The sequence below is a fragment of the Albidovulum marisflavi genome, assembly GCF_025751435.1.
Lineage (GTDB): Bacteria > Pseudomonadota > Alphaproteobacteria > Rhodobacterales > Rhodobacteraceae > Albidovulum > Albidovulum marisflavi.
Genome location: NZ_JAOWKY010000003.1, coordinates 170,934 through 183,106 on the forward strand (window position 1 = coordinate 170,934; position 12,173 = coordinate 183,106).

Sequence of the window (12,173 nt, forward strand, 5' to 3'; positions counted from 1 at the left end):
GAAGTTGATGACGGAACGCATGCAGGACTGGCGCGCGCTGGTGGGCAAGGAGCTGAAGGGCCGCACGCCTGAGGACCTGACCTGGAACACGCTCGAAGGGATCGACGTCAAGCCGCTTTACACCGAAGCGGACACCGCAGGGCTGTCCCACATGGGATCGCTTCCGGGGCTGGCGCCATTCACCCGCGGCCCGCGCGCGTCGATGTATGCGGGCCGCCCCTGGACGATCCGCCAGTATGCGGGTTTCTCGACGGCCGAGGAATCCAACGCCTTCTACCGCAAGAACCTGGCGGCCGGTCAGCAGGGCGTGTCCGTCGCCTTCGACCTGGCGACCCACCGGGGCTATGACAGCGACCACCCCCGTGTCGAGGGCGACGTCGGCAAGGCGGGTGTCGCCATCGACAGCGTCGAGGACATGAAGATCCTGTTCGACGGCATCCCGCTTGAAAGAGTCTCGGTCTCGATGACCATGAATGGTGCCGTCATCCCGGTTCTGGCCAACTTCATCGTCGCGGGGGAAGAACAGGGCGTGGACCGTTCGCTTTTGTCCGGAACGATCCAGAACGACATTCTGAAGGAATTCATGGTGCGGAACACCTACGTCTATCCGCCCGAGCCTTCGATGCGGATCGTCGCGGACATCATCGAATACACATCAAGGGAAATGCCCAGGTTCAACTCGATCTCGATCTCGGGCTATCACATGCAGGAGGCCGGGGCGAACCTGGTGCAGGAACTCGCCTACACCCTGGCAGACGGGCGCGAATACGTCCGCGCGGCGATCGCGCGAGGCATGAATGTCGACGACTTCGCGGGCCGCCTGTCGTTCTTCTTCGCCATCGGCATGAACTTCTTCATGGAGGCGGCGAAGCTGCGCGCCGCACGTCTGCTGTGGCACCGCATCATGTCCGAGTTCGAGCCGAAGAAGGACTCGTCTCTGATGCTGCGCACCCACTGCCAGACCTCGGGCGTGAGCCTGCAAGAGCAAGACCCCTACAACAACGTCATCCGTACGGCGTACGAGGCGCTGGCGGCGGTTCTGGGGGGCACGCAGTCGCTCCACACCAACGCGCTGGACGAGGCGATGGCGCTGCCGACGGAGTTTTCAGCCCGTATCGCACGCAACACCCAGCTGATCCTTCAGGAGGAAACCGGCATCACCAAGGTCGTCGATCCGCTGGCCGGGTCCTACTACGTCGAAACCCTGACGGCTGAACTGGCCGAAAAGGCATGGGCACTGATCGAGGAGGTCGAGGCGATGGGCGGCATGACCAAGGCTGTCGCCTCGGGCATGCCGAAGCTTCGGATCGAGGAATCCGCCGCGCGGCGCCAGGCCATGATCGACCGCGGCGATGAGGTCGTCGTGGGCGTGAACAAGTATCGCCCTACGAAGGCGGACCCGATCGAGATCCTTGACGTCGACAACATGAAGGTGCGCGAGGCACAGGTCGCGCGGCTTGATAGGATCCGGAGCACACGGGACGCGGCAGCCTGCGAAGCCGCGCTTGCGGAACTGGAGCGCCGCGCACGCGAGGGCGGAAATCTTCTGGAAGCGGCGGTCGAAGCGGCCCGCGCGCGGGCATCGGTAGGAGAGATCAGCATGGCGATGGAAAAGGTCTTTGGCCGTCACCGGGCCGAGGTGAAGACGCTTGCCGGGGTCTATGGCTCCGCCTACGAAGGCGACGAGGGCTTCGCCCGTATCCAGAAGGACGTGGAGGCTTTCGCCGAGGAAGAGGGCCGCCGCCCGCGGATGCTGGTGGTCAAGATGGGTCAGGACGGCCACGACCGGGGCGCGAAGGTCATCGCCACGGCCTTCGCCGATATCGGCTTCGACGTCGACGTCGGCCCGCTTTTCCAGACGCCGGACGAAGCCGCGCAGGACGCGGTCGACAATGACGTGCACGTCGTGGGCATCTCGAGCCAAGCGGCGGGCCACAAGACGCTGGCACCGCAGCTAGTGCAGGCGCTGAAGGACAAGGGCGCCGAAGACATCATCGTCATCTGCGGCGGCGTCATTCCGCAGCAGGACTACGACTTCCTGAAATCGGCCGGGGTCAAGGCGATCTTCGGGCCGGGAACCAACATCCCGGCAGCGGCCAAGGATATCCTTGACCTGATCCGCGCCAGCAGAACCTAATCGGACAAATCCTGCGGCAAGCCCGGGGTTGGCCTGTATCAAGGTCATGCCCCGGTGCCTTCCGGGACGGGTCGCGGTCGCTGCGGTTGTTGCTATGAGGTTGCGACGCGGGCAAGCGCCCGGGTTGGCCCTGGGGCTCTCCGTCGGCGCGGTTGCGTCCAATCGTTTGGCGCATCCTTTCCTGGAGGCAACGATCGGCGACGGTAGACGTGATGCGGGTCAGTTCGGCTCTGCCGAATATCCGAACAGTTCGAAATCGCGCGCGTAAAGCCTGCGTATCAGTCCGACCGCCTGATCCGAGAGTTGTTCGCGCAGATTGGAGCGTTCAGCGCGCTCGGTCTTCCGGCGATGCTCAAGCGGTGCGACTGGAACCTTGAGTTCGCGGCACAACCTTTCGAAATCGGAAGTGAGCGTTTCGAACTTCATCACGCGGTCTACTATCACCTTTCCTTTGCCGTCGACGACGAATGCAGCCTGATCGGGCAAGTGAACGAAGCGCCCTGTTTGCAGGGTGCGGTCCCAGGGTCTGGCTGCCATCCGCCAGCGCAGATATTCTTCGATCGACATGCTCGCGACACGGCGGGCAACGCGCTCATAACGATATAATTTCAAGTACTCGTAGTGCGACAGCGCATGATCGAACGGGTTGCGCACGAACGCAAAACTCGTGAACTGGGCGTAGGCCTCGCTTCCCATCTTGCGTCTGATTTGCGCTGCGGTGGAATGCATGGGCATCACCACCCTGTCTGGCGCAACTGGGAAGGGATTGAGCTTGGCAAGCAAGTGCCGGCCGCGTGTCGCCCTGGGCAGGCTATGGTCCCTCAGCGCAAGGTCGATCGAAGTACCCGCAGTTTTCGGAATATGCACGAATATGAAATGGTGTGAGGTTGAAACGAGCATGGTTTTCGGGCCGGCGGTCTGATTCACCAGAGCCCTCTACTGGACGCAGGGCTTCAATGCGACGGGATTCTGCGAAAGCTGGGGCGACCGATGCCTCGCACAGGCTTATGCCGCGACGTTGACGCTGACCGGGGCTTGCGGGCGCGGCGGTTCCCGTGGATGCTCTGCCGCGACGGGCAGGGGGCGAAGTGCTGTATCTGGATCATATCGCAATCGCGGGCTCCACGCTTGAGGATGCGGTGGACCATGTGGAAATGGCGCTGGGCTGCGCGCTGGGGCCAATCGGCAAACACGCCCACATGGGCACGCAAAACCGGCTTCTCGGGCTTGGCCCCGACGTCTATCTTGAGGCGATTGCGATCGACCCGGTGGCTCCCGCCCCTTCTTTTCCGCGCTGGTTCCGCCTGGATGAGTTTTCGGGCCCGCCGCGCCTGACGAACTGGATCCTGCGGACCGACGATTTGGACGCAGCCCTTGCCGCGGCCCCGGCCGGGGCCGGTGTGGCGACACGCTTGGCGCGCGGAGAATTCCACTGGCGCATGGGCATTCCGGCCGATGGGCGGCTTCCTTACGACGACGCCTTTCCCGCGCTGATCGAATGGAAGGGCGGGCTGAAACCGCAAGACCGCCTGCCCGATGCCGGCTTCCGCCTGACCCGGCTGGAGGTCGCGCATCCTGAGGCCCGGGCGCTTTGCGAGGCATTGCCGCTCCGGGATCCGCGCGTCGTCATCCTGCCGGGCTCCCGGGCGATCCGGGCCACATTTTCCACGCCGCATGGCGAAAGGAGCCTTGAATGACGATCCGCCCGGCGGACCCCATGGATTACCCCGCGATCCTGGACCTTTGGAACCGCTTCATTCGCGATACCACCGTCACCTTCACCAGCGAGCAGAAGACAGAAACCGGACTGGCCGAGATGATCGCGACGCGCCGCGCCGCGGGCAAGGAATTCCTGGTCGCGGAGCTTGGCGGTGTCTTTGCGGGCTTTGCCACCTATGCACAGTTTCGCGGCGGCAACGGTTATGCCCATGCGATGGAACATTCGATCATGCTTGAGCCCGCGACAACGGGGCAGGGGATAGGACGTCGGCTGATGCGGGCAATCGAGGATCACGCCCGCGCAAGCGGCGCCCACACCCTTTTTGCCGGGGTCTCCGGCGAAAACCCGGCGGGAGAGGCATTTCACGCGAGCCAAGGCTTCCGCGTCGTCGCCCGCATTCCCGAGGTCGGGCGCAAGTTTGATCGCTGGCTCGACCTTGTCCTGATGATGAAACACCTTTGACGCACTGACAACGCGCTGCGGCGCGGCTAGAATGGTCACATGTCGATCTGGACCCGCATCGCCGACGCACTTGCCGCCCTTGCCAAGGGCGAGGGGCTGGCGGCCGTCTTCGAGACGCTGAAGGCACCACCCGAACGTTCGGTGGCCTTCACCATCGCCGTCATCGCGCTTGGCGCCAAGATGGCCAAGGCCGATGGGCAGGTGACCCGCGATGAGGTGGCCGCCTTCCGCGAGGTGTTCACGATCGCCCCCGCGGATGAGGCGGATGCCGCAAGGGTATTCAACCTCGCGCGCAAGGATGTCGCAGGGTTCGAGCTTTATGCAGCCAAGATCGCGGCCATGTTCGGCCCCGGCGACGAAGTGCTGGTGGACCTGATGGAAGGGCTTTTCCACATCGCCGTCGCAGACGGGGAATACCATCCGCACGAGGATGCCTTCCTGCGAGAGGTGGCGCGCATCTTCGGTGTCGGTGACCGCTGCTTCCGGTCCCTCGTGGGGCGCTTCGTTCCTGACGCGCCGGCCGATCCTTATGACGTTCTCGGTGTGGCGCACGACACGCCATTGGAGGACGTGCGTGCCGCCTGGCGGCGCGCGGTGCGCGAAAACCATCCCGACAGGCTGCTCGCCCGCGGCCTGCCCGAGGAAGCGGTCCGCCTGGCCGAAGCGCGGCTGGTCGCGATCAATCGCGCCTGGGAGGAAATCAGCCGCAAGCAGGCGGCCTGAGCCATGCGCATCGCCACCTACAACATCGAATGGTTCACGAACCTTTTCGACAAGCACGGGGCGATGCTTGAGGATGGCGAATGGTCGGCACGCTACAACGTGACGCGGGCCGACCAGCTTGGCTCGCTCGGGATCGTCTTCACCGCGATGGATGCCGACGCCGTCATGATCATCGAGGCGCCGAACAACAACCGCCGTCGCAAGACGGTGGAAATGCTGGAAGCCTTTGCCGCGCGTTTCGAACTTCGAACTCGAAAGGCGCTTCTGGGATATGAAAACGAAACCCAGCAGGAAATCGCGCTTCTCTACGATCCCGAGAAGCTGACGGTCGAGCACGACCCGATCGGCCTGCCGGACCAGCCGATCGACAACAGGGCCAGCCCGCGCTTTGACACCAGCTACAAGATCGACCTGGACATCGACGCGACGCTGGATGTGGTCCGCTTCTCGAAACCGCCGCTAGAGGTCGCGGCGCGCAGTGCGGCGGGCAAGGCGTTCCGCATGATCGGTGTCCACTTCAAGTCCAAGGCGCCGCATGGCGCATCGACCGAGGCGCAGTTGCATCGGCTAGCGATCGAGAACCGGCGCAAACATCTGGCGCAATGCATCTGGCTGCGCGAACGGGTGCTGGAGCATCTGAAATCGGGCGAAAGCCTGATCGTTCTGGGCGATTTCAACGATGGTCCTGGTCTGGACGAATACGAAAAGCTGTTCGGCCGCTCGGGCGTGGAAATCGTGCTCGGCTGGGACGAGCCGAGGGAGCTCAGGCTTTTCGACCCGAACGCCCGGGTCGCCTTCGGCAAGAAACTGGCCGCCATGCCGTCGACCGCGCGCTTCTATCTGGACGACAAGGGGGCGTATTTCTCGGCGCTTCTGGACTACGTCATGGTTTCGCCGGATCTGCGCGCGCTTTCGCCCAAGTGGCGGATCTGGCATCCGTTCGACGACCCCGGATGCTACAGGGTGCCCGAACTCAAGGAGGCGCTTCTGGCGGCCTCCGATCATTTTCCGGTCACCGTCGATCTGCCGATCTGATCGCCGTCCCCTGTAAATCCCGCCCTGTCCGCGTTATATTGGGCGCATGAAAGTCTTGGCCGCCGCATTCGTCGTTGTTCTGGCCTGCCCCGCCTTCGCGGAGACGGGCGAAGAGGGCGTCGAGGAGGGCTTCAGCCTGCTTGAGGAAGGCGCACGCATCATCATGCGCTCGATGTTGGACAACATCGGTCCCAAGCTGGACGAGATGCAGGACGGTCTGGACGGCGCGATGCAAGAGATCGAGCCGCATCTGACCGAACTGATGGACATGATCGGGGATCTGCAGAATTACCACGCGCCCGAACGGCTGCCGAACGGCGATATCATCCTGCGCCGCAAGGTGCCCGAAGAGGCCATTGAACTTGGCCCCAACGGAGAGATCGAGATTTGATTGACCCGTGACGCGGAATGAGCCGCGTGCAGGATCAGCCCGCCGCCACCGAAACCTCTGCCTTGGCGCCAAGCGAATCAGCCAGCGACTTGAAGCGCGCTTGCACGACCTCGCCGAACAGCGCCTCGGCATCCGCGTTCAGGATCAGTTCCAGCACTTTCTTCCGTGGTCGCCAGAGCAGCGATCCGGCTTCGTCCGGCGAGCGGACCGCGAACATGGCGCCAAAGCGCATGGCCTTGCCCAGCACTTCGGCCTCCTTGATCTGACGTTCGGTCAGCAGACTGAACAGCGGCTCAAGCCGCGAACCCGCGCGCGAGTTCTTGTAGCGGTGCAAAAGCGCGAGCCCGAGGAACACGCGCTCCGCGTGGCTGAGCCCGCCAAGGTTCGCGCGCGTGGCGTTGTCGAAGCAGACCTCGGCCCGGTAATCAGGATGCGCCCGCCAGGTGGTGTCGTGCAGCAGGCAAGCAGCGCGCACCAGCCGCAACTTTTCGTAGGTCGCATTCTGGTAGAGCGGCATCAGGAAGTTGAACAGCTTCTTGCCGAACCCCGGCATGCGGGCCGATGTACGTTCGGCGTGCCGGCAGGCTTCGATCAGGGGGTCGCGCATCCTAAGCCGCTCGGGCATCTGTTCGTACAGAAGCCCCTCGCGAATGCCGTAGGACGAAACGTCGATTTCCTTGGGATGGAAGGTCAGCACAAGCTTGCGCAGGACCTGGCTTGCCAGCGGCAGCAACTCCATCCGCGCCGCCGAGGTCCCGGTCTTGGCGCGCAGCGTGTCCAGGTTGTTGTCGGCGATCCAGTGTACGGTCTGAAGCACGGACTGCGGCCCCATGCGGTATTCGTGCAGCACCGTCATCGGGTACTTTCGCCGCTCCATGTCCAGCCGCGCGAAGGCACGCCAGGAGCCGCCAACAAGATAGATGCGGTCGTGCTGCGTGCCCATCGCGGCCGCAAGCTTTTCGACCTCGGCCCGGATGAAGTCGGCGACGCCCTTCTTGCCGCCCTTCACCTGCTGAAGCCGGAACGGACCAAGAGGAGAGGTGACGCGGCGTCCGACCTTGCCCTTCGAGACTTCCGCCAGTTCCATCGAGTTGCCGCCGATGTCGCAGACCAGCCCCTCGGCCTCGGGCCAGCCCAGAAGCACGCCCTGCGCTGAAAGCCGGGCCTCTTCCTGTCCGTCGATGACCCAAAGCTTCAGCCCGGTGGCGCGTTCGACTTCTGCACGGAATTCCGGGCCGTCCTCGGCCTCGCGCACCGCAGCGGTGGCGACGCAGGTCAAGGACGGAAGCCGCATCCCCTTGGCAAGAGCGGCGAAGCGTTTCAGGGCGGCCAGCGCGCGCGCGCGGCCCTCGGGATTCAACCGTCCGGTCCGTGCCAGCCCCTGGCCAAGGCCCGCCAGGACCTTTTCGTTGTAGAAGTATGCGGGGCTGCGCGCGGCCCCGTCGAAAACGACAAGGCGGACAGAGTTCGAGCCGACATCCACCACTCCGACACGTTCCAGCGCGCGAGCGGAGGGATCTTCGAACAGCGGGCGGCCGAACAGCGCGACATCGTCTTCGCCGATCGCGGACTTCCCGGACTTCCGCTTCGTTCCGTCGCTTTTTGGCATACGGTTTCCTCAGTCCATCGAATGGGCGAGCTTCGGAACGTCCTTGGCACCTGCCGAGCCGCGGCCTGATAGGGAAGGATTTTCCATGAAGAAGCGGTGGCAGTTGAACAGGTCATCGCGACCTTCGGGCAGGTCGCGTTCGAACCGGCCATCGGGGCGCAGCACCCAGCTCTGCGCTTCGTCCGCAAGGTTCGCGGCCATGATCTGGCCCACGATCTGCGCCTTGACGGTGTCGTTCTTGATCTCGACCAGCGTTTCGACCCGGCGCGTCAGGTTGCGCCCCATCCAGTCGGCGGAAGAGATGAAGACCCTGGCCTTTTTCGAGGCCAGGCCGTGGCCATTGCCGAAGCAGACGATGCGGCTGTGTTCCAGGAACCGGCCGACGATCGACTTGACGCGGATGTTCTCGCTCAGGCCCTGGATGCCGGGGCGCACGCCGCAGATGCCGCGCACGACCAGGTCGATCTTCACCCCGGCCTGGCTGGCCGCATAAAGCGCGTCGATCACCACGGGTTCGATGAGCGAATTGAGCTTGACCCAGATCTGGGCGGGCCGCCCCGCGCGGGCGTGCTCTGCCTCGGCGGCGATCAGGTCCAGCAGTCGCGACTTCAGGCTGATCGGCGAAATGGCCAGGTTCTCAAGGCCCTCGGGCTGCACGTAGCCAGAGAGGTAGTTGAAGACCTTGGTCGCGTCGCGCCCCAGGGCCGGATCGCAGGTGAACAGGCTTAGGTCGGTATAGATGCGCGCGGTGATCGGGTGGTAATTGCCCGTGCCGTAATGCGTGTAGGTGACAAGGTTGTCGCCTTCGCGCCGCACGACGGTCGAGATCTTGGCGTGCGTCTTGTAGTTCACGAAGCCGTAGACCACATGCGCGCCCGCGCGCTCCAGGCGGCGGGACTGGCGGATGTTCGCGGCCTCGTCGAAACGCGCTTTCAGTTCGACAAGCGCGGTCACGGACTTGCCCGCCTCTGCCGCCTCGCACAGCGCGGCCACGACGGGACTGTCGTGCGAGGTGCGGTAGAGCGTCTGCTTGATCGCAAGGACATTGGGATCCCGCGCCGCCTGTTCGATGAAGCGGATCACCATGTCGAAAGTTTCGTATGGGTGGTGCAGCAGCATGTCCTTCTGGCGGATCGCCGCGAACATGTCGCCTTCATGATCCTGCACGCGTTCGGGCACGCGCGGCGTGAACGAGGGCCACTGAAGGTCGCGGCGGTTGTCCAGAACCAGTTCCTTCAGATCGGCCATCCCGATCATACCCCTGACCTCGACCACCTCGTCCGGCGCGACGCCCAGATCGTGCATGATCAGCGCGCGCAGCGCCTCGGGCGCGCCCGAGGTGATCTTCAAGCGGATCACCTGGCCGCGGCGCCGACGCTTCAACGCGGTTTCGAATTCCCGCACCAGATCCTCGGCTTCGTCCTCGACCTCGAGATCGCTGTCGCGCAGCACGCGGAAGGTGCAGTGTCCCGTATCGCGATACCCGGGAAACAGCGAGCCCAGATGCAGAAGCAGAAGCTCCTCCATCGGCAGGAAGCGCGTGCCGCCGGGCAGGGCGACAAAACGGGCGATCTGCTGCGGAATGGGCAGCAGCGCCTGCAGCGTCCGCTTGTCGGTGGCGCGTTCCAGCTGAAGCGCCAGGCAGAAGCCGGTGTTCGGGATGAACGGGAAGGGGTGCGCGGGGTCGATCGCCAGGGGCGACAGGACCGGAAAAACCCGATTGAGAAAGTACTCTTCAAGGAACTTCTCGTCCTTGCGGCCGAGCTTCGAGCGGGTCATCAACGAGATGCCTGCCGCCTCCATCTCACGCTTGAGTTTGTTCCAGACCGACTGCTGCGCGTTCATCAGCCGCCGCGCGTCCTCGTTGATCAGGACAAGCTGTTCACTTGGGGTCAGCCCGTCGGCGGCAGGGGTGGCGTTCCCCTCCCGGCGCAGCTCGCGCAGACCCGCGACGCGCACCGTGTAGAATTCGTCCAGGTTCGTGGCCGAGATTGACAGGAAGCGCAGGCGCTCAAGCAGCGGAACGCGGGGGTTGCGGGCTTCATCCAGTACGCGCCAGTTGAAGGCGAGCCAGCTGAGTTCGCGATTGAAGAAGCGTCCGGGACCGGCGATCTCCGCCTCGGGCAGGGTGACGGGCTTCGGAGCGGAGGACTTGAGGAAATCGGCTTGCGTCATGGCGGACTTATGCGCGGCCTCTGTAAAGGTTCTGTGACGCCATCATTGACCGCGTGCGCCAAGCCTGTCCAGCACCTCGGCCGCGAGCTTTTGTCCCACGGGCCGTGACTGGGCAAGCGCGCGGGCGTCCAGTTCCGCCGCGATATCGCGGGCGGCGGCGAAGGATCGGTCCATCCGCGCCACGAGCCAGGGAATCAATGCCGCTGGAACGCGCAGCTGGCGGTCCGTGAAATGCTTGACAAGCACCGCCGCCAGAAGCGCGTCGTCCGGAGACTCAAGCGCGACGATCTGCGTGGCCTGCATCCGGCTGGCAAGATCGGGCAAGGAAAACTTCCAGTGGGCGGGGGCGATGCGCGCTGTCAGCAGCAACGGACTGCCCTCGGCAAGGGCCAGGTTGTGCAGGTGAAACAGCGCAGTCTCCGAGGCCATGTCGCCTGCGATGCGATCGGCGTCCTCGACCACGACCGCGCCCGCCGATACCAGCTGCGCAATGTCGGTCCCGGTCAGGTGTTCCGACTTGACGATGGCGGCACCACAGGCGGTGGCGAAAACCTGGCCAAGATGCGTCTTGCCCGCACCTTCGGGACCGATCAGCAGCACCTTTCCCTGCGGCCATCCGCGCGGGTCGTCCAGCACCGACAGCGCCAGCGCGTTTGCGGGAGAGACGAAAAAATCCTCGCGTCCCAGTGCGGGGCGCACCGGCAGGTCAAAGGTCAACTGGCGCGACATGTCAGTCATCTTCCTGACCGCTGCGGCCCTGGTAAAGGCGGCTGCCCATGTAACGGGAAATGCCGAACCGCGTCAAAACCCCGATCGATGCCGCGACAGGCACCGCAACAAGCATGCCGACGAAGCCGAAAACGGTTCCGAAGGCAGAAAGCGCGAACAGAAGCCATACCGGATGAAGCCCGACGGATCCCCCGACCAGGCGCGGGGTCAGGACATTGCCTTCAAGAAACTGGCCAGCGGCGAAGACCGCGGCAACGGCGCCGATATAGCCCCATTCGCCCCAGAACTGAAAAAAGGCCAGCCCGATCGCCAAGGCTCCCCCGACCAGGGCGCCGACATAGGGGATGAACGTGATCAGTCCAGCGGTGGCGCCCACCACCAGGCCGAAGTCGAGCCCGACCATCATCAGTGCGACCGAGTAGAACGTGCCGAGCGCGAAGCAGACGGATACCTGGCCGCGAACGAAACCGGCAAGCACCCGGTCGATGTCGCGGGCGATCGTGCGGACGTCCTCGGCATGGTCCCGCGGCAGCCAGGCGTCGACCTTGGCGACCATCTTGTCCCAGTCCAGCAGCAGGTAGAAGGCCACGACCGGCACGACTACGATGAACAGGACGGCATTGATCAGCGATAGCGCCGACGACAGCAGCCCGGAGGCCAGCTTGCCGCCTTGCGACTTGATGGCCTGGCCGATGGATTGAAGCGTTTCGTGTACGACGCTCTGGCTGTCCATCGCCTGGGGGAAGTTTTCGGCAAGGAATTGCTGGAGCTGTCCGAAGATCGTGGGCGCCGCGTTCACCAGTTGCACCAGCTGCCGCGCGATGGCGGGCAGGATAAGCAGGGACAGAAGGACAAAGATCAGCAGCGCCACGACCGAGATCGTTACGGTCGCCGCGGTGCGGGAAAGCCCAAGCCGTTCAAGCCGGTCGGCGACCGGATCCAGGAAATAGGCGACCGCGCCCCCGACAAGGAAGGGCAGAATGACGTCGCCCAGAAACCAGAGCGCGGCAAAGAAGACCGCAAGCGCGATCCCCCAGTACTTCGCCTGTTGCCGGACGGGCAGGGCCATGGGTCACTCCTTTCCCTTCTCATGGCTGAAGCTGGCGCGGGTCGCAAGTCGCAACTCTTAAATCACGTGGCTGCCGGCAATGGATCAGCCGATGATCCGGGCCGCCAATCCGCTTGCGAAGGG

Annotated in this window: 11 protein-coding genes; 6 read left to right on the plus strand and 5 right to left on the minus strand. The window is 64.2% G+C overall.

Translation table 11 applies throughout. The annotated features are described in order from the left end of the window. Positions 1-7: 7 nt before the first annotated feature. Positions 8-2,137, plus strand: coding sequence for a methylmalonyl-CoA mutase (gene scpA / locus OEW28_RS12675; protein WP_263735135.1), 2,130 nt, complete (start codon positions 8-10; stop codon positions 2,135-2,137). A 219-nt stretch (positions 2,138-2,356) separates the two neighbouring features. Here the strand turns inward: scpA and OEW28_RS12680 are convergent, their stop codons facing one another. Continuing rightward, a complete protein-coding gene (locus OEW28_RS12680; RefSeq protein ID WP_263735136.1) occupies positions 2,357-3,064 on the minus strand; it encodes a sulfotransferase family protein in 708 nt (235 codons plus the stop codon). A 128-nt stretch (positions 3,065-3,192) separates the two neighbouring features. Between OEW28_RS12680 and OEW28_RS12685 the strand changes: the two genes are divergently transcribed. The 5 genes from OEW28_RS12685 to OEW28_RS12705 are packed head-to-tail and all read left to right on the plus strand — an operon-like array spanning position 3,193 to position 6,468. Beyond that, positions 3,193-3,834, plus strand: coding sequence for a VOC family protein (locus OEW28_RS12685; protein ID WP_263735137.1), 642 nt, complete (start codon positions 3,193-3,195; stop codon positions 3,832-3,834). Beyond that, positions 3,831-4,319 carry a GNAT family N-acetyltransferase gene (locus OEW28_RS12690; protein ID WP_263735138.1) on the plus strand — a complete coding sequence of 163 codons (489 nt, stop codon included), beginning with the start codon at positions 3,831-3,833 and terminating at the stop codon, positions 4,317-4,319. Before OEW28_RS12685 ends, OEW28_RS12690 begins: the two co-directional genes overlap by 4 nt. A 39-nt stretch (positions 4,320-4,358) precedes the next feature. Next, on the plus strand, positions 4,359-5,042 hold the full coding sequence (locus OEW28_RS12695) for a molecular chaperone DjiA (RefSeq protein ID WP_263735139.1): 684 nt from the start codon (positions 4,359-4,361) through the stop codon (positions 5,040-5,042). Between the two features lie 3 nt (positions 5,043-5,045). Next, on the plus strand, positions 5,046-6,077 hold the full coding sequence (locus OEW28_RS12700; protein WP_263735140.1) for an endonuclease/exonuclease/phosphatase family protein: 1,032 nt from the start codon (positions 5,046-5,048) through the stop codon (positions 6,075-6,077). A 46-nt stretch (positions 6,078-6,123) separates the two neighbouring features. After that, positions 6,124-6,468, plus strand: coding sequence for a hypothetical protein (locus OEW28_RS12705; protein ID WP_263735141.1), 345 nt, complete (start codon positions 6,124-6,126; stop codon positions 6,466-6,468). Positions 6,469-6,502: 34 nt separating this feature from the next. Here the strand turns inward: OEW28_RS12705 and OEW28_RS12710 are convergent, their stop codons facing one another. From OEW28_RS12710 to OEW28_RS12725, 4 genes are read right to left on the minus strand one after another with little or no spacing between them, the layout of a single operon-like run. Further along, positions 6,503-8,077, minus strand: coding sequence for a Ppx/GppA family phosphatase (locus OEW28_RS12710; RefSeq protein WP_263735142.1), 1,575 nt, complete (start codon positions 8,075-8,077; stop codon positions 6,503-6,505). Between the two features lie 9 nt (positions 8,078-8,086). Beyond that, complete coding sequence (locus OEW28_RS12715; protein ID WP_263735143.1) at positions 8,087-10,252, minus strand: RNA degradosome polyphosphate kinase; 2,166 nt, start codon at positions 10,250-10,252, stop codon at positions 8,087-8,089. Positions 10,253-10,294: 42 nt separating this feature from the next. Continuing rightward, positions 10,295-10,981 carry a P-loop NTPase family protein gene (locus OEW28_RS12720; protein WP_263735371.1) on the minus strand — a complete coding sequence of 229 codons (687 nt, stop codon included), beginning with the start codon at positions 10,979-10,981 and terminating at the stop codon, positions 10,295-10,297. 1 nt (position 10,982) lies between these two features. After that, the gene (locus tag OEW28_RS12725; protein WP_263735144.1) at positions 10,983-12,050 is read right to left on the minus strand and encodes an AI-2E family transporter; all 1,068 of its coding nucleotides are present in this window, start codon (positions 12,048-12,050) and stop codon (positions 10,983-10,985) included. Between the last annotated feature and the right edge of the window lie 123 nt (positions 12,051-12,173).